Source organism: Stutzerimonas tianxiuensis (assembly GCF_053470365.1).
Window position 1 is genome coordinate 40,684 of sequence record NZ_JBPVWS010000020.1, and the last position, 16,373, is coordinate 57,056.

14 protein-coding genes are annotated in these 16,373 nt (G+C 59.5%); 2 read left to right on the forward strand and 12 right to left on the reverse strand.

The window, feature by feature from the left end:
- Positions 1 to 96: 96 nt before the first annotated feature.
- Positions 97 to 228 carry a hypothetical protein gene (locus tag ACSSNI_RS20070; protein WP_256061618.1) on the reverse strand — a complete coding sequence of 44 codons (132 nt, stop codon included), beginning with the start codon at positions 226 to 228 and terminating at the stop codon, positions 97 to 99.
- Between the two features lie 11 nt (positions 229 to 239).
- Positions 240 to 638, reverse strand: a complete 399-nt coding sequence (locus ACSSNI_RS20075) for a Rho termination factor N-terminal domain-containing protein (RefSeq protein ID WP_448260080.1) — start codon at positions 636 to 638, stop codon at positions 240 to 242.
- A 375-nt stretch (positions 639 to 1,013) separates the two neighbouring features.
- Here ACSSNI_RS20075 and rfbD point away from each other — a divergent pair, with 375 nt between their 5' ends.
- Positions 1,014 to 1,940: a dTDP-4-dehydrorhamnose reductase gene (gene rfbD / locus ACSSNI_RS20080; protein ID WP_448260081.1), complete on the forward strand. Its 927-nt coding sequence runs from the start codon at positions 1,014 to 1,016 to the stop codon at positions 1,938 to 1,940.
- A gap of 131 nt (positions 1,941 to 2,071) precedes the next feature.
- Positions 2,072 to 2,971, forward strand: a complete 900-nt coding sequence (locus tag ACSSNI_RS20085; protein WP_448260083.1) for an AEC family transporter — start codon at positions 2,072 to 2,074, stop codon at positions 2,969 to 2,971.
- Positions 2,972 to 2,980: 9 nt separating this feature from the next.
- On the opposite strand, the gene ACSSNI_RS20090 is transcribed toward ACSSNI_RS20085, so the two are convergent.
- The 10 genes from ACSSNI_RS20090 to accC all read right to left on the reverse strand — a co-directional run bounded on the left by ACSSNI_RS20090 (position 2,981) and on the right by accC (position 16,359).
- Positions 2,981 to 3,727, reverse strand: coding sequence for a VC0807 family protein (locus ACSSNI_RS20090; RefSeq protein ID WP_200636478.1), 747 nt, complete (start codon positions 3,725 to 3,727; stop codon positions 2,981 to 2,983).
- 88 nt (positions 3,728 to 3,815) lie between these two features.
- The gene (locus ACSSNI_RS20095; RefSeq protein WP_448260124.1) at positions 3,816 to 4,766 is read right to left on the reverse strand and encodes a lysylphosphatidylglycerol synthase transmembrane domain-containing protein; all 951 of its coding nucleotides are present in this window, start codon (positions 4,764 to 4,766) and stop codon (positions 3,816 to 3,818) included.
- A 322-nt stretch (positions 4,767 to 5,088) separates the two neighbouring features.
- A complete protein-coding gene (locus ACSSNI_RS20100) occupies positions 5,089 to 7,887 on the reverse strand; it encodes a hybrid sensor histidine kinase/response regulator (protein WP_448260085.1) in 2,799 nt (932 codons plus the stop codon).
- A gap of 115 nt (positions 7,888 to 8,002) precedes the next feature.
- Positions 8,003 to 9,292, reverse strand: coding sequence for a phosphoribosylamine--glycine ligase (gene purD, locus ACSSNI_RS20105; RefSeq protein WP_448260087.1), 1,290 nt, complete (start codon positions 9,290 to 9,292; stop codon positions 8,003 to 8,005).
- 88 nt (positions 9,293 to 9,380) lie between these two features.
- On the reverse strand, positions 9,381 to 10,985 hold the full coding sequence (gene purH / locus ACSSNI_RS20110) for a bifunctional phosphoribosylaminoimidazolecarboxamide formyltransferase/IMP cyclohydrolase (protein ID WP_448260089.1): 1,605 nt from the start codon (positions 10,983 to 10,985) through the stop codon (positions 9,381 to 9,383).
- An 82-nt stretch (positions 10,986 to 11,067) separates the two neighbouring features.
- Positions 11,068 to 11,388, reverse strand: a complete 321-nt coding sequence (gene fis, locus ACSSNI_RS20115) for a DNA-binding transcriptional regulator Fis (RefSeq protein ID WP_021208373.1) — start codon at positions 11,386 to 11,388, stop codon at positions 11,068 to 11,070.
- A complete protein-coding gene (gene dusB / locus ACSSNI_RS20120) occupies positions 11,385 to 12,398 on the reverse strand; it encodes a tRNA dihydrouridine synthase DusB (protein ID WP_448260092.1) in 1,014 nt (337 codons plus the stop codon). Before dusB ends, fis begins: the two co-directional genes overlap by 4 nt.
- A 198-nt stretch (positions 12,399 to 12,596) precedes the next feature.
- Positions 12,597 to 13,889: a DUF3426 domain-containing protein gene (locus ACSSNI_RS20125; protein ID WP_448260094.1), complete on the reverse strand. Its 1,293-nt coding sequence runs from the start codon at positions 13,887 to 13,889 to the stop codon at positions 12,597 to 12,599.
- 96 nt (positions 13,890 to 13,985) lie between these two features.
- Positions 13,986 to 14,867 (reverse strand): 50S ribosomal protein L11 methyltransferase, encoded by an 882-nt coding sequence (gene prmA / locus ACSSNI_RS20130; RefSeq protein ID WP_448260096.1) that lies wholly within the window; start codon positions 14,865 to 14,867, stop codon positions 13,986 to 13,988.
- 142 nt (positions 14,868 to 15,009) lie between these two features.
- Positions 15,010 to 16,359, reverse strand: coding sequence for an acetyl-CoA carboxylase biotin carboxylase subunit (gene accC, locus ACSSNI_RS20135; RefSeq protein WP_102836812.1), 1,350 nt, complete (start codon positions 16,357 to 16,359; stop codon positions 15,010 to 15,012).
- Between the last annotated feature and the right edge of the window lie 14 nt (positions 16,360 to 16,373).

Sequence of the window (16,373 nt, forward strand, 5' to 3'; positions counted from 1 at the left end):
GGGTATGGGGCGTGCGGTATTGCGCCGCCGTATGGCCGTCGCGCCTGTCGGCGTCTCTCAGGGCTATAAGCTGTGATAGGCGAGGGCACGGAAAGTTTAACCGCGCCCGTCGTTGGGGCGTTCGGGCTTGGCCGGCTCCTCGATAGGGATTGGTTCGCCGGGGTCCTGCCGTTCAGGCTCCGGTACTGGACTCGGCGTGCCGTCATCCCGAGGATCAGGTTCTTGCATTTCAAGCTCCATTAACTGAGCGCCTTTATCAGATCGTCCTTACGCATCTTGGAGCGGCCCTGCACGTCACGCTCTCGAGCTTTGTCCATCAGTTCGTCGCGGGTCAGGTCGCTAAGGGACGTGCTGCCTGATTGATTGCTACGTGCCGAGCCCTTGTTTGGTGATCTGCCGGAGCGCGACTCGGCTGCTCGATGTGCCGAGTCCTTGCGGTCGGCTCGCTTGGCGGTCTCGCTTTTGTCCTGCCCCGAGCCACCTTTGCGTTCGCCCCCGCCGGACTGCTTGTTTACGGTGGCCCATGCTCGGGCTTCCGCCTCTTCAGCGGGTACTCCCCGCTCCTCGTAACTGTCTTCGATATGTTCGGCTTTACGTTGTTGTTTATCGGTGTATTTGGATTTCTCACCTCTGGGCATGACGGCGTCCTCTTGGTGATGCAACGATGTGGCCCCTGTTGGACATGGCATCGTGGCGAATTAGCCGCGACGCCTATCCTGTTTGGTCCGCATGGCAGGCCTCGAGTTTCACTCGTGTTAGCATTACCGGCTGCTGCAAGCGGTCCGAGCAGCTCAAGAGGGAACATCCTTTTCGCGCCCGAGCTGGCATGTAAGGCCTGCACGAGGACAATAATTTCTGCTACGCCTCAAACGGGCGGAACAAAACACATTTAAGTTGGCCTGAACCAAGCGCGGGCTGCGCTATCTCGGTAGCTGCAGAGTGACGCGTGTATCGAGTCTGTTACAAATCCATGCCAGCCGTTTACGGCGGGCCTTGAACGAGGCGCTAACCAGATGCGAATCCTAGTATGCGGAGCCGGTGGCCAGGTCGGTCACGAGTTGATAAACCGTGCCGGTGGGTACGGTCTCGAAGCGCTCGGCATGACTCGCGACCATCTCGACATCACCGATGCGGAGCAGGTGACTGATCTGGTCCGCCGGCTCAAGCCGGGGCTTATCCTCAACGCGGCCGCTTACACGCACGTTGACAACGCCGAGACGCACCGCGAACAGGCTTACAGTGTCAACCGTGACGGTGCGGAGCGGCTGGCGCAAGCAGCTCGTCAAGCCTCTATCCCGCTGTTGCATATTTCCACCGATTACGTGTTCTCCGGTGATGCCCGAGCGCCTTATAACGAGGACGATGAAGTCGAGCCTACGGGGGTCTATGGTGCTAGTAAGCTGGCGGGCGAAACGGCCATCCAGGCTGTGCTGGATAAGCACCTCATTTTGCGCACCAGCTGGGTCTATGGGGCGCATGGCCACAACTTCGTTAAGACCATGCTACGCCTTGGCTGTCAGCGTGACGCGTTGTCTGTGGTTGCCGATCAGTTCGGTTGCCCCACTCAGGCGGGTAGCATTGCCGATGTGTTGCTGGAGCTGGCGCAGCGCTATGCCCAGAGCGGCGAATTGAAATGGGGGCTCTATCACTACAGTGGACGATCTCCATGCACCTGGTTCGATTTCGCCGTAGAAGTCTTTCGTCAGGCAGAAGCCAAGGGCATGCTTGCTACTCGCCCAAAGGTATCGCCCATTACCACCGCTCAGTACCCCACTCCCGCACGCCGTCCGGCTTGGTCGGTGCTCGATTGCTCGAAGTTCGAGACTACGTTCGGTATAGACACCCGGGACTGGCATGACGAGCTTTCCATTGTGCTCGACTCGCTGGCCAGGGCTGCAGCCTTAGTCGCAGCTGGCGCCGCGCAGCACACCCAGGCTTGAGCATCCAATCCGCAATACCGGCTCTAGCGCATGCAGCTAGGCCCGATGTGGTGATCTGACGCGTCTCTCAGGTATTCTGTCCGGCCTTTTACGAGGCGGCATGAAGCCGCAACGTTTGCTGGAGAAGCCGCGTGGTAGTGTTTCAGGCGATATTGCCAATCTTCGGCTTGATCATGCTTGGCTACCTGCTGGGCTGGCGGAAATGGTTGGCAGGGGAAGCGGCAGCCGGACTCGCCAACATCACCTTCAAGCTGTTCATGCCGGCGGTCCTGTTCACCGGTATTGCTCGGGCCCAGCTGAGTGATGGGATGTCACCAACGCTGTTGCTGGCCTACTTTGGGCCGGTGGTTACCATTTTCATACTGGTATCGCTGTTTGCTCACCGATTGCTCGGACGAGCCTCCCCCCTCGGCTTGACGGCAGCCTACTCAAACAACGTGCTGGTCGGCATCCCTCTGGTAACTACGTTGTTGGGGCCGGAGAGTCTGGTGTACGTATTTGCCATTCTTGTGTTTCACAGCCTGATCCTGTTTTCCCTACAGAGCTTCTATAACGCCTTCGGTTCAGGACAACAGGTCAGTGCCCCGGCATTGCTGAAGAATCTGGCCAACCCTTTGATTGTCGGTCTGTTGCTCGGCGCCATGTTGAATGCATCCGGTTGGGACCTGCCAGTGCCGATCTGGCGTGTGGCCGATTGGCTCGCCCAGGCCGCATTGCCATGTGCGTTGATGGTGTTGGGCATCAGTCTGTCGCGTTACCGACTGCGACCCAGCGCACCGGCGCTGGGCCTGGCACTGGTGAAGTTGGGTCTGTTTCCGTCGCTGGTCTGGTATGTGGGCGGATGGTTACCAGGTCTCAGTCATGAAGCCCTGAGCGTGCTGGTACTGCTGGCTGCCTGCCCAAGCGGTGTCAACGTCCTGGCCTTCGTTGTCAATCCAGAAGACACCCGCGTGGTCAGCTCGACAGTCTTCCTCTCGACGCTGCTGGCCGTGATCAGCTTGCCGATGTGGATGCTGCTGCTGTCGAGCTGACTGCGTAGATTATGTCCGCTTATCAGTCTGCGCGTGATTGGCGATGATGTCCTCCAGCCGCAGCCCGGTCAGGCCGTGAATGGTTTTCCAGAGGTAGTAGAAAATCGCCATCATCATCACCATGCTCGGGATGGCGATCATGGGGTAGCTGAGTAAGGTCATGCGCCCCAGTTCGGCATTGAATGCTTCGCTACCGGCCGGACTGTGGACAATCCATTTGGCCAGTACGTAATTCATGAATGACGAAAAAAAGAAGGTGACGCTGAGAAAGTAGGTCGCTCGCAGTAGTCGCGTCTCGAAGTGAGCGGTTTGCCCGTTGCGCTCAAGTTGCTCGTGAACCTTGTCGACGTTTAGTACCTTCGGGTTGTACAGCAAGGTACGGATCAATGGAAAACGGGTGCGAGTAGACGCCAGCACGGCGACCCCAATAATGCCGGGAATCGCAGCTTCCTTGATTGCCAGCCATTGCGGATCGAGCTGCAGCAGGCCGATCCCCCCGGTGAGCAGCACGCTTATCAGGCCCAGCAGCGCAATCCAGTTGAACTTGCGGTATTTCGCCAGCTCGAACAGCCCCCAGCTGAGCGGAAACGCCAGCGCCAGCAGCAGTGCGCCATCCGCGCCCAGTCGTTCTTCCCCGCTGAGCTTCATCAGGATCAGTGATGGGATGACGATGCTGATGGCCAAGTCCATCAACGGGCGCGGTTTATGCGCAGCCGCCTGATCGGAGCTTGGTCGATTGGGTTGGGTATTGTTCATGTGATTCGATTTCGTCTCGTAAGAGGGCGAATGATCGCGCGGCAAAGCGCGCATAGCCATAGGGCAATAGTGTCGTTTCGTGACTCGTTCAGAGGCGCCTCGAGGCAATGCGTCGTCGCTGCGACCACTGTCCCGCTTCGAACAATGCGACGACCAAGATAGCCAAGGCAAGCGGCAGCAACAGGTAGAAGCCTCTGAATACGATCAGCGCGGCCAGCACATCAGCCGTGGGCAGCTCTGGCATTGCGGCAAGGAACGTTACTTCGAGCACCCCAAGACCGCCGGGCGCGTGTGACAGCAACGCCAGCGAGAAAGAGGCCAGAAATACGCCGAGCACGACTAGGTAGCCGGGATTGCTTTCGTCCGGCAGAGCAAAATAGATGATCGCCGCAGCGCACGCGAGCTCGAGAGGCGCGGCAATGAGCTGCCGCCCGACGATAGGCAGGCGCGGGTAGGTGATGTGCCATTTGCCTACATGCATCGGCGGGAAGTGTCGCCAAGCACCGATCACATAGAGTCCGATAACACATAGCAGCGAAGTGCCTATCGCAATCGATAGCCATGGATCGACATCCACGAGCCTGTTGAGCAGTTCGGGTCTGAAAATCAACACGAAACCACTCGCCAGTAACGTCCCGAGGAAAAAGGTCAGTGAGCAGAATACGATCAGTACGCCGATCTCATGGGGTGTCAGTCCTTTGCTGCGATATGCGCGGTACCGCACCACCGCGCCGGAGAACACCGACGCACCGACATTATGCGCAAGGGCATAGGTCGTGAATGAGCAGAGTGTGATAAACCACCATGAGATGCGTTTACCGAGGTGCGCTATGGCGATCCGGTCGTACCACGCCAGCGCCACGTAAGCGCCCAGCGTTGCCAGCCCAGCCAGCACCCAGCTGCGCTGGCTGATCGCGTCGAGACTGTCGGTCAGTTCCGCCAGCGATAGATTACGGATTTCCTGATAGAGCAGATAGCCGGACAGGACTACTGCGGTGATACCTACAAGCGTCCAGGCGACATCGCTCCTCTTCATCATTACACGGGCTCCTTGGCGACGGCTTATGCCTCGAAGCGAAGATTCGGACAATGGGTCATGTTGCGTCGCGGAATAATTCGGGCGGTCTTTTATCGGCAGCGGACCGGACGTTTTGTTCATTGTCCGGCTAAATGCCGTTGGCCACGGCACCCGTACCCCGCCTTCGGGGCCATGTGCGGGGAAGCTCAACAGAGATGCGCTCATGCCAGTTATTTCTTGCGAAAATCAGGCTTTGGCAGCAGGTCCTTGGGGGCCAAACGTTCCGGATGCCGGCCTGATCTGAAAGCCTGCTGATCATCAGTAGGGCGGGTATGACCAGGGTCTAGCGATCCGCAGCGGCTGCTCGGCTCCTGGCCCAGTGCTCTATCAGCTCGCGTAGCTGGGACATTTCGACAGGTTTGGACATGTGCCCATCCATCCCGGCATCGCGGGCTCGCTCCCGGTGCTCACTGAGAATATGCGCGGTCAGCGCAACCACCGGCGTTCGCGGGCGCGCCTCGAACGTTTCCCACGCCCGTAGCTGCGTAGTGGCCTCAAAGCCGTCCATCACCGGCATCTCACAGTCCATCAACACCAGGTCGTATGGATGCATCTTGATCAGTGCGAGCGCCTCTGCGCCATTGCTGGCGGTATCCGGTTTGAGGTTGAGCTTGCTGAGCATGCCGCGGATCACTTTGGTGGATATGCTGTTGTCTTCGGCGACCAGGATTCGGAAATCTTCTGGCACGGATAGAGGCTCGTTGGCTTGAGTCGCTGAGGACTGTGCGAGCGCGCTGGTGCGTCGGGCAAGCTCGTCTGCCAAGGTGGTTTTCAGCGTGTAACCGGCGACGGGTTTGGCCAGGATGCGTTTGATGCCGGCGTTGCGTGCAATGATCTTGCTTGGCGCACTGCTCATGCCGGTCAGCATGATCAGCAGGATGTCGTGATTGAGGCTGAAGTCTTCCTTGATTCTGCTCGCCAGCTGCATGCCCGTCATACCGGGCATGTCCTGATCGAGCAAAACCACGTCGAAATAGTCGCGTAAGTGCGCCTTGGTCCGCAGCAGCGCCAGCGCCTCTTTGCCTGAGGCCACCGCACTGACCTCCATGCCCCAGCTGCTGCACTGCTGGCCGAGGACCTTGCGGCAGGTATCGTTGTCATCCACTACCAGCAGCCGGGCGCCTTTGAGCTGGTTATCGAGATCGCTGGCGGGTTCGGCAATTTCAGCCGCCAGTGGCAGACTCATCCATAGCGTGTTGCCGGCAATGCCGCCGGTCTGAATGCCGAATTCTCCATCCATCAGGTGAATCAGCTGCCGGGCGATAATCAGGCCAAGGCGGCCGCCAAGGCGGGTCGCGGCGAGAAAGTCTCGGCTATCAAGCGCAGCGTTGAGCAGGGCGTCGCGCTCCTGTGTCTCCAGCGGACGTCCACTGTCCTGTACGGTTATGCGCAGACGGGGCTGTCCTTCGCGCTCATCCACCGCTGCGGTCAGTAGCACCTCGCCTTCTTCGGTTTGCTTGAAGGCATTCTCGAGCAGGTTGAGCAGCGCCTGGCGCAGGCGAGTCGGGTCGCCAGCCACCACGTGCGGCATCTGCGGTTGAACAAAGCTGATCAGCTCGACTCGTTGCTGTTCGGCCTTGGCGCGGAAAATACTGAGACAGTCTTCGATGAGGGCGTTGAGATCGAACTGCACATCGTCCAGCTCGATTTGTCCTGACTCCAGCTTGGAAATATCCAGAATTTCGTTGATCAGGTTGAGCAACTCATTACCGGAGCTGTGAATCGTCTGAACATAGTCACGTTGTTTGGCTGATAGCGAGGTGCTGAGCAGCAGCTCGCTCATGCCGAGCACTCCGTTCATCGGCGTACGAATCTCATGACTGATCTTTGCCAGGAAGTCTGCTTTGGTCCGCAGTTCGGCGCTATTAACGGCTTCCGCTGTATGTTGGTTGCGGCTGTCAGACTGAATCTGGCGCTGCCGCTCGAGCAGCGCAAAGCTGAGGATCAGCCCGGAGCAGGTGGCTACGCTGAACATGATGCCAGTCAGCCAATCCGGGTCGAACTGATTGAAACCCAGCAGAACGGGCAGGACCAGAACGAAGCCGCCATCGAACAACAGCATGCCCGCGACCAGCAGCCGGGCGGGCTCGTAGCGCTGCCGCCAGTGATGAACAGCCACGACGGTGACGCTGACGGCGGTGACTAGCACCAGCGCATATATCAACCAGCTGAACCAGAGCTGACCGGTGAACAGTATGGTGGCTGCAAGCGCGCTGACCAGGCCAGTTTCCAGCGCAAGTACTCCTGTCGCCCAAGCTATCTTGCGGTGATGGAAAAAACCGTAGGTGAAGGCCAGCAAGGAAATACAGGTCAGCAATGCCGCCAAATCGGCGATCAACGGCTGGCTATAGATCAGCTTGGGCGACCAGACCGCAAGCAGACCCAGATTTGCGACTGCGCTGGTGAGCAGGGCACAGTGGAGCAGGGCAAGCCATACATGGCTGTAGCTCAAGGTGTAAGCGAAACGCAGCAGGTTGTAGATCGTCAGTAGTGCCAAGGCACCAAACAGGGCACCAAACAGGTAAGCCGGGCGCGCCAGCGCGACCAGTCCTACCTCATCCACGGTACTGAACCAGGCCATGATCGGGTGTGAAGACTGCAGGCGGATATAGGCTTCGCGAGGCGTATCGTCATTGGGCAGCGAAAACAGATAGGCGCGGGTAGGCAGCGGACGCGACTCGAGTGGTCGGAGCTCGCCAGTCTCGATATGGCGTTCGAGCTGCCCATCCCGCAGCAGATAGAAATCGAGATACTGCACGCGTGGGGCAAAGATCCACAACCAGTTCGGGTCGGCGAGCGCGGGAAGGTTTACCTGTAGCCAGACGGCGTTTTCACTGGCTGGAGCGGCGTAAGCGCGTTTGTCGATCCGCTGGAACAGGCTGCGCTGGGCGACAACCTCATCAAGCGTGAGCAGACCGGATTGATCGACGAGCAATCGCCAGTTGGACTCTGTCGCCGGTATGGCTTCTGGCGATACAGGAAAGGGCGCAGCTTCCGGAGCGGCGCCTAATGCAGGCCATGCGACCAGCGCAGCCAGCAATAGACTGAAGGTAAAAGCAATGGCGACCCTGAGTCGACGCACGATTGAAGTCCCTTCATGTGTGTGACGGTGGATTATAACCACCGCACAGGCGCTCAGTAATGCGCGCAACGATCAATAAAAGCTGCCGCTGCGCGCATCGCTCCGATTTTGGCGCTTAGCTTTCGCCCTGCTCGCGCGCTATCGCACGATAGCCTATGTCATGTCGATAGAAATGCCCGTCCCATTCGATACGGGCAGCCAGTGCATAAGCATTTTGCTGGGCCGCGGAGACCGTTTCGCCAAGCGCCGTGGCGCAGAGAACACGACCGCCTGCGGTGGTCACCGCGCCGTCCGCCAATGCGGTACCGGCATGGAAGACCTTGCCATTCAACTGGGCGGCGGCATCCAGACCGCGGATTGCGGCACCTTTGCTGTAATCACCCGGATAGCCTCCCGCTGCCATCACCACGCCGAGGCTCGGACGCGAATCCCATTGCGCTTCGACCTTGTTCAGCGCTTTGGCCAAGGCTGCTTCGACCAGCAGTACCAGACTGGACTGCAGGCGCAACATGATCGGCTGGGTTTCCGGATCGCCGAAGCGGCAATTGAACTCGATGACTTTCGGCGCACCGTTGCGGTCGATCATGAGGCCGGCGTAGAGAAAACCGGTGTAAACGTTACCCTCGGCGGCCATGCCATTCACGGTCGGCCAGATAACTTTATCCATCACGCGCTGGTGAACGTCGGCAGTTACCACTGGCGCTGGGGAATAGGCGCCCATTCCTCCCGTGTTCGGGCCGGTGTCGCCGTCGCCGACGCGCTTGTGGTCCTGGCTGGTGGCCATTGGTAATACATTGGCGCCATCGACCATGACGATAAAACTGGCTTCCTCACCCTCGAGAAACTCTTCTATCACCACCCGCGCGCCCGCATCGCCGAAAGCGTTACCGGAGAGCATGTCGCGCACGGCTTCTTCCGCTTCGGTCAGAGTCATGGCGACGATGACCCCCTTTCCGGCGGCCAGGCCGTCGGCCTTGATCACGATCGGCGCGCCTTTTTCTCGCAAATAAGCGAGTGCCGGTTCGACTTCGGTGAAGTTCTGATAATCGGCGGTCGGGATCTTGTGACGAGCGAGAAAGTCTTTAGTGAATGCCTTGGAGCCTTCCAGTTGGGCTGCCGCGGCCGTCGGACCGAAGCAGTCGAGCCCGCGCAAACGGAACAGGTCGACCACACCTTTGACCAGCGGCGCTTCGGGCCCGACGATTGTCAGCTGCACGTTCTGTTCGGCGAAGTCCGCCAGTTGCTCGATGGCTAGGGCATCGATGGCGACGTTTTCACACTTCGCTTCAGTTGCCGTGCCTGCATTACCGGGCGCGACGAACACTTTCTCTACGCGGGGATCCTGCGCGACCTTCCAGGCCAGGGCATGCTCGCGGCCGCCGCTGCCGATAATTAAAACCTTCATACTCGATTCTCTCGTCTGAGAGCTGGAAGCCGAAAGCTGAAAGTCGGAAGCAGCAGGGCTTCAGTCTTCCAGCTTCACCTTCGAGCTTTTAGTGCCTGAAATGGCGCATGCCTGTGAACACCATGGCGATGCCGGCTTCATCTGCTGCGGCAATCACTTCGGCGTCGCGCATGGACCCGCCAGGTTGAATGACTGCGGTAATGCCGGCTTTGGCGGCATTATCGATGCCGTCTCGGAACGGGAAGAACGCATCGCTGGCCATCACTGCGCCGGGCACTGGCAAGCCGGCATGCTCGGCCTTGATCGCCGCAATACGTGCGGAGTTGACCCGGCTCATCTGGCCTGCGCCGACCCCGACGGTCTGCCGGTTCTTGGCGTAGACGATGGCGTTGGACTTGACGAATTTGGCCACCTTCCACGCGAAGATCAGGTCGTGGATTTCCTGTTCAGACGGGGCGCGCTGGGTGACGACCTTGAGGTCGGCTTCGCTGATCATGCCAATATCGCGGCTCTGAACCAGAAGCCCGCCGTTGACGCGCTTGAAGTCCCAGCCCGGCGCACGCTCGGCTGGCCACTGGCCGCATTCGAGCAAGCGTACGTTGGCTTTGCTTGCGACTACCTCACGCGCTTGTGCCGAAATGCTTGGCGCAATGATGACCTCGACAAACTGGCGATCAACGATGGCTTTCGCCGTCTCGCCGTCCAGTTCGCGGTTGAAGGCAATGATGCCGCCGAACGCGGACTCGCTGTCTGTGGCGTAGGCCAGTTCGTAAGCCTGGCGGATGCCGCCCTCGGCATCCGGGACCACAGCGACGCCGCACGGATTGGCGTGCTTGACGATGACACAGGCTGGCTTGACGAAGCTTTTTACGCATTCGAGAGCAGCGTCGGTATCGGCCACATTGTTGAAGGACAATTCCTTGCCCTGCAGTTGGCGCGCGGTGGCGACGCAGGCTTCGTCGGCGGTTTCCATGTAGAACGCCGCAATCTGGTGTGGGTTCTCGCCGTAGCGCATGTCCTGAGCTTTGACGAACTGGGTGGTGAAGGTGCGCGGCAACAGGCTGCGGCCTTCGGTGGAAAGGGTCTCGGCGCTCTGATCAACCGTGCCCAGGTAGTTAGCGATCATGCCGTCATAGGAGGCCGTGTGCTCGAATGCTTTAAGCGCCAGATCGAAGCGTTGCGCATACGTCAGGCCGCCGGCCTTCAAGTTTTCGATAACGCTGGTGTAGTCATCGGCGTTGACGACGATGGCGACGTCCTTGTGGTTCTTCGCCGCGCTGCGGACCATGGTCGGGCCGCCGATGTCGATATTTTCGATAGCGTCCGGCAGCGTGCAGCCAGGCTTGGCGACGGTGGCAGCGAACGGATACAGGTTGACCGCGACCAGGTCGATCGGATTGATGCCATGCTCGGTCATGACTTCGCCGTCCAGATCACGCCGACCGAGAATGCCGCCGTGTATCTTTGGGTGAAGCGTCTTGACCCGGCCGTCCATCATTTCTGGGAAACCGGTGTAGTCGGCCACTTCGACCGCGGCGATTTCGTTTTCGCGCAGCAGCTTGAAGGTGCCGCCGGTCGAGAGAATTTCGACGCCCAGGGCAACGAGTTCGCGTGCGAATTCAATGACGCCGGTTTTGTCGGACACGCTGATCAGCGCGCGGCGGACGGGAAGGCGGGTGCTTTGGTCGGTCATAGACATTTCCTAGGAGCTACAGGCTGCGAGCGGCAACTCCTTGGGAACCGGCTTGCACCGTTCCATCGGAGCGCGCCGCTGATCAGAGAAGGTCGTATTGCTTGAGTTTCTTGCGCAGGGTGCCGCGGTTCAGACCCAACAGCTCCGAGGCCTTGGTCTGGTTGCCTTTGACGTAATTCATCACGGTTTCCAACAGCGGTGCCTCCACTTCAGAGAGCACCAGGTTGTAAACGTCGGTAACGTCCGCGCCTTCCAAATGGGCGAAATAGTTATGCAACGCCTTTTCTACACTGCCTCGCAAGGTCTGGCCTGCTTCGCTGGGCGTGTTGAGGTGTTGCTTTAGGTTCACATTGTCGCTCACGGATGTTGTTCCAGTTAACAAGGTTTCGTTCAACAGCGTCATGCAGCCACCCCTTTTCCTTCCCCCGAATCAGGGCTTGTACGGCGCTCGGCGAAAAACCTCCGAACGCTGGCGCATTGCGCATCCCTGTCTTCCAAACCATTGAACCGACCGCGGTACTCCTGCGCGCCGGGCAGTGTTGCCAGATACCAGCTGACGTGCTTGCGGGCGATACGTACGCCCATCACATCGCCGTAGAACACATGCAGCGCCTCAAGGTGCTGCAGCAGAATGTCTTCGACCTCAACCAGCGTCGGCGGCGCCATTAACTCGCCTGTGGCGAGGTAGTGGTTGATCTCGCGAAATATCCAAGGCTTACCCTGGGCCGCACGGCCAATGAGCAATCCGTCCGCCCCGGTCTTGTCGAGTACCAGGCGGGCCTTTTCTGGCGTCTGGATGTCCCCATTGGCAAACACGGGTATTGCGACGGCCTGCTTGATCGCTGCAACGGTCTCGTATTCCGCATTACCGGTGTAGAGGTCGGCACGCGTGCGACCATGTACGGCCAGTGCAGCGATTCCGGACTCTTCAGCAATTCTCGCTATGGAGAGCCCGTTCTTGTTCTGCCTGTCCCAGCCGGTTCGGATCTTCAGCGTGACCGGCACATCAACTGCTCCGACCACCGCCTCAAGTATCTCCGATACCAGTTTTTCATCCTTCATCAGTGCGGAGCCGGCAGCCTTGTTGCACACCTTCTTGGCTGGGCAGCCCATGTTGATATCAATAATCTGCGCGCCCAGTTCGACATTTCGAGCGGCCGCTTCGGCCAGCATCTGTGGATCGCCCCCAGCGATCTGCACCGAGCGTGGCTCCGGGTCCCCCTCATGCAGCAAGCGCAGGCGCGACTTGCGGCTGTTCCACAGGCGCACATCGCTGGTCACCATTTCCGACACCACCATGCCGGCGCCCAGACGTCGGCATAACTGGCGGAACGGTTGATCGGTCACGCCGGCCATGGGCGCGAGGATCAATCGATTCGGAAGGATGTAGGGGCCGATGCGTACCGCTGACATGAAGATTCCCTGCCTGGAGCCTGCTTGTTAGGTAGATCGGGACAGCAAAAAAGGGTGTGCATAATACCCGCTACGGATGACGGGTTAAAGGCTGTTCTGAACAAAATCTGAACAGCTCCGGACTTATAGCGAGCGGTAGCATGGCGCACTGAAACGGCGCGCGGTAAGCGCCGCCCGTCGTCTCGGGCACAGTGGACGTCAGTCAGGAGAGCGAAAGGCGAGGCTGTAATTCACCGCCTCTGTGCCAGGATCCAGGATGTCCAGCGCAATGTGGATAGGAACCTGCGAGGGCATTTCCCGTTGTCCCGCGAGCTCTCCGGAAAGGTATTCGCCCGGCTTGAAGGTTCGTCGCGCCAGCGTGTTGCCGCGAATGTCATCGAAGCGCACTTCCAGCAGCGGGAAAGGTTGGGCAAATGACGCACGGTTGTAGATGATTGCATCGACCACCAGTGCTCCAGCGAAATCCGGGTGGCTGCGCACTACGAGATTGCTGCTCTTGATCTGGCTGATATCGACTCGGGGCGGTAGCTTGCAGTCCAGCGCAGGGCAGATTTTCTCCAGCCAAGGGCGGTACTCGTCCTGTCGTGCCAGCTCGTCAAAGTTATAGATCACATACTGGGTCGCCAACCCCAGCAGCGCTATCAGGTTCAACAAACCCCAGCCCAGCCAGCGGCCCCACGGGCGCCGGCGCGCCTGCCAAGCGAGCTGCAAGGGTTCATCGTCCAGGTCGAACAACCGCTCCTCGCGATCTTGGCGTGGCGGGCGCGGCGATTCTCGCTCGGTACCGATCCTGTCTCGCGCTGCCAGCGTTGTTTGCCCATCGTCGCCGTCAGCGTCAGTAGTCAGATTGACTACCGGTTCGGCGCGTTCTGTAGCGTTCAGCTGCCCGATCACTGGATCACCAGGCGCCCCGAGCGGGCTGGGCGGGGCGGGATGTTCGACATTCACCGGAGTGAAGCGAATCTTTGCGGTGTCATGAGGATGTTCGACAATAGTTTCTGGTTGCGCTTCGAGCGGCTCGTTGCGCTCCTGCGGCTCTGAGTCCGCACTCAGCAGTTGCTCGGCCCACGCTTCGTCATCATCAGTCGAATGGTCGGCGTGCGGGTGGTGTTGTTGCTCGCCGGGTTGCGGCTCCAGCTCCAGAAACTCGCGGGAAAGCTCCAGCTCCTGTCGCTCAAGTTTCGCCAGCTCTTCATCGAGGTCCAGGCTATCCAGGTCCAGATCGTCGTGGATCCAGAAAGTGTCGTCTTGACCCGCAGGTTTGCCCTGCGCTGCCCGCCCGCTCGATGCTCCGCTGACAGGAGCTAGGGCGGTGGCGTCCGTGGTCGCTTCCCTGCTGCCAGCTGTGTCTGCGTCCTGCAGGTAGCGGGCGGCATTGAAAAGCTCCATGCAGGCGCCGCACCGCACCACACCCTGGGCCGCGCCGAGCTGGGTGCGGCTGACGCGGAAGCTGGTCTGGCAATGAGGGCATTGGGTGACGAAGCTGGTCATGCGTTGGTCCGGCTTAAATGGCCGTAGTCTAGCGCATGCTAGCCTGGAAGCAGCAGTGGCGGACGGCCGAGTTGATTGCTGCGTCTAAGGCAATGCTCAGAATCGACGGATACCGGTGATGCGGACCCAGCCGTCTTTTTCCGCCGTCGGGTCGAGCTCGAACTGGTTGGCATAGGCGGCACGCACCTCTTCAGCTTGCTCGGCCAATATTCCCGACAGGGCGAGACGGCCGCGGTGCTTGACCCTTTCGATAATGCGCGGCGCCAATGCCACCAGCGGGCCGGCAAGAATGTTGGCGACCACCACGTCAGCCTGACCCTCGGGTAGCTGCTCGGGCAGATGCAGCGGGAAGCGTGCCGGGTCGATGCCGTTGCGCCCGGCATTGTCGCGTGATGCTTCAAGGGCCTGCACGTCGATGTCAGTTCCGACGGCTTGCTTCGCGCCCAGAAGCAGGGCAGCAATGGCTAGAATGCCCGAGCCGCAGCCGAAATCGAGTACATCCAGACCCTCCAATGGCTGAGCATCAAGCCACTCCAGGCAAAGTGCCGTGGTTGGATGAGTGCCGGTGCCAAAGGCCAGCCCGGGGTCGAGCAAAAGATTCACTGCATCCGGCTCCGGAGCAGCGTGCCAGCTCGGTACTATCCATAGACGGCTGCCGAAACGCATCGGGTGAAAATTGTCCATCCAGCTGCGTTCCCAGTCCTGGTCTTCGATGCGCTCAAGCTGGTATTCAGGCAACTCACCGCCGGTTAGCAACCGCAGGTGGGCCAGTAGGTTAGTTTCATCGGCATCGCCTTCGAACAATGCCAGCAGATGGGTATGTGACCACAGTGGCGTCGTATTGAGGTCGGGTTCGAATATGGGCTGGTCTTCGGCGTCCATGAACGTCACTGACACTGCGCCAACGCCCAGGAGCGCGTCTTCGAGGGCTTCTGCCTGTTCTGGGGAAATGGCAAGACGAAGTTGTAACCAAGGCATTGTGGTCTCTCGCAGCGAGCAACCGGAATAGCCGGTCGCAAAAGTCGGGATCTTACTGGAGCGTGTTGGAGGCTTCCATCTTGGCGATGCCAGAAACGACAAGGGCTGCCGTTTGGCAGCCCTTGCTGATGTCAGCACTGGATCAGTGCTTGTCCATTCCCAGCTTCTTTTCCAGGTAATGGATGTTCACGCCGCCTTTGCAGAAGCCTTCATCACGCACCAGATCCCGGTGCAGAGGGATGTTGGTCTTGATGCCGTCGACGACGATTTCGTCGAGGGCGTTGCGCATGCGTGCCATGGCTTCTTCACGAGTGGCGCCGTAGGTGATCAGCTTGCCTATCAGCGAATCGTAATTCGGCGGTACCGAATAACCGCTGTAAAGGTGCGAATCGACCCGTACGCCAAAGCCGCCAGGCGCGTGGAAGTGCTTGACCTTGCCCGGGCTCGGCAGGAAGTTCGAAGGATCTTCGGCATTGATCCGGCATTCCAGGGAATGGCCGCGAATAACCACATCGTCCTGTTTGATCGACAGCTTGTTGCCGGCTGCAATGCTGAGCATTTCCTTGACGATGTCGACGCCCGTCACCATCTCGGTGACCGGATGCTCTACCTGAACGCGGGTGTTCATCTCGATGAAGTAGAAGTGCCCATCTTCGTACAGGAACTCAAAGGTACCGGCGCCCCGGTAGCCGATCTCTACGCAGGCGTCAGTGCAGCGCTTGAGCACTTCGGCACGTGCTTTTTCATCAATGTACGGCGCAGGCGCTTCTTCCAGGACCTTCTGGTGACGGCGCTGGAGCGAGCAGTCGCGATCGCCCAGGTGTACGGCGTTGCCTTGGCCATCGGACAGCACCTGAACTTCCACGTGGCGTGGGTTGCCGAGGAACTTCTCGAGATAGACCATCGGGTTTCCGAACGCCGCGCCCGCTTCGGTGCGTGTCAGTTTGGCCGACTTGATGAGGTCTTCTTCGTGATGAACGACACGCATGCCGCGGCCGCCACCGCCACCAGCGGCCTTGATGATAACCGGGTAGCCCACTTCACGAGCGATGCGTAGCGCTTCGGCCTCGTCTTCCGGAAGCGGTCCGTCAGAGCCCGGTACCACAGGTACTCCGGCTTTGATCATTGCGTCCTTGGCTGAGACCTTGTCGCCCATCAGGCGAATGGTTTCGGCTTTCGGGCCGACAAAGGCAAAACCGGATTTTTCCACTTGCTCGGCGAAATCGGCGTTTTCGGCAAGAAAGCCATAGCCCGGATGAATTGCGGTAGCGCCGGTCACTTCCGCTGCGGCAATGATCGAGGGGATGTGCAGGTAGGAGTTGGTCGCGAGGGCCGGGCCGATGCAGACGGACTCGTCGGCCAAGGCCAGGTGCATCAGCTCCCTATCGGCGGTGGAATGAACCGCGACGGTCTTGATCCCCAGCTCTTTGCAGGCTCGCAAAATCCGCAGGGCGATTTCACCGCGGTTGGCGATTAGTACTTTTTCCAACATCGCTGGCTCTCCGC

Excerpts from the sequence above, each read along its gene's own strand:
- rfbD (WP_448260081.1), top strand. The coding sequence starts at position 1,014 with ATGCGAATCCTAGTATGCGGAGCCGGTGGCCAGGTCGGTCACGAGTTG.
- purH (WP_448260089.1), bottom strand. The coding sequence starts at position 10,985 with ATGACCGACCAAAGCACCCGCCTTCCCGTCCGCCGCGCGCTGATCAGC.
- ACSSNI_RS20075 (WP_448260080.1), bottom strand. The coding sequence starts at position 638 with ATGCCCAGAGGTGAGAAATCCAAATACACCGATAAACAACAACGTAAA.
- dusB (WP_448260092.1), bottom strand. The coding sequence starts at position 12,398 with ATGTCAGCGGTACGCATCGGCCCCTACATCCTTCCGAATCGATTGATC.
- accC (WP_102836812.1), bottom strand. The coding sequence starts at position 16,359 with ATGTTGGAAAAAGTACTAATCGCCAACCGCGGTGAAATCGCCCTGCGG.
- ACSSNI_RS20090 (WP_200636478.1), bottom strand. The coding sequence starts at position 3,727 with ATGAACAATACCCAACCCAATCGACCAAGCTCCGATCAGGCGGCTGCG.
- ACSSNI_RS20095 (WP_448260124.1), bottom strand. The coding sequence starts at position 4,766 with ATGATGAAGAGGAGCGATGTCGCCTGGACGCTTGTAGGTATCACCGCA.
- fis (WP_021208373.1), bottom strand. The coding sequence starts at position 11,388 with ATGACGCTGTTGAACGAAACCTTGTTAACTGGAACAACATCCGTGAGC.
- purD (WP_448260087.1), bottom strand. The coding sequence starts at position 9,292 with ATGAAGGTTTTAATTATCGGCAGCGGCGGCCGCGAGCATGCCCTGGCC.
- ACSSNI_RS20070 (WP_256061618.1), bottom strand. The coding sequence starts at position 228 with ATGCAAGAACCTGATCCTCGGGATGACGGCACGCCGAGTCCAGTACCG.
- prmA (WP_448260096.1), bottom strand. The coding sequence starts at position 14,867 with ATGCCTTGGTTACAACTTCGTCTTGCCATTTCCCCAGAACAGGCAGAA.
- ACSSNI_RS20125 (WP_448260094.1), bottom strand. The coding sequence starts at position 13,889 with ATGACCAGCTTCGTCACCCAATGCCCTCATTGCCAGACCAGCTTCCGC.